The sequence below is a fragment of the Arthrobacter sp. GMC3 genome (genome assembly GCF_002929305.1).
Classification (GTDB): Bacteria; Actinomycetota; Actinomycetes; order Actinomycetales; family Micrococcaceae; genus Specibacter.
This window is the reverse complement of the sequence record NZ_PJIO01000121.1, coordinates 1-583: the sequence shown is the minus strand read 5'-3', so window position 1 is coordinate 583 and position 583 is coordinate 1. Positions and strand designations below refer to the sequence as shown.

At 63.3% G+C, this 583-nt stretch carries 1 protein-coding gene; it reads left to right on the top strand.

The features are described from left to right. A partial coding sequence (locus tag CXQ94_RS21740) for an HNH endonuclease signature motif containing protein (protein WP_146070420.1) occupies positions 1-583 on the top strand: 583 nt, incomplete at both ends.

Here is a 583-nt window from a genome sequence, read left to right as displayed (position 1 = left end):
CACGGCCAGAAACTCCTCGACGGTCTCATCGACTGCCTCAAACTAGCCGCCCGCACCGGCACACTCCCCATCACAGGAGGCCTCAGACCCCAAGTATTCATCAGCACCACCCAAACCGAACTCGACCGCAAAAACGCCGCCGGCGAAAGCCTCGGCATCGCCCTCACCCCCTACAGCGGCCCGCAACCACTAGCAGCCTTCGAGGAAACCCTCTGCGACGCCGACATCACCCACATCACCCTCGGAGACAACAACACCATCCTCAACGTCGGACGCACCCAACGCCTCTTCACCACCGCCCAACGCAAAATCCTCAGAGCCCGCGATATGGGCTGCACCTTCCCCGACTGCACCAAACCCGGCCCCTGGACCGAAGCACACCACATCATCCCCTGGCACGACGGCGGAGAAACCTCCATCAACAACGCCGCCCAACTCTGCCAAGCCCACCACCACCTCATCCACCAAGGCGCCTGGACCCTCCGCCTCAACCAAGGGATCCCCGTCTTCACCCCCAGCTACACCATCGACCCCACCCAACGCGAACGCCGCAACACCTACCACCACGGCCTCCCCCAAACCT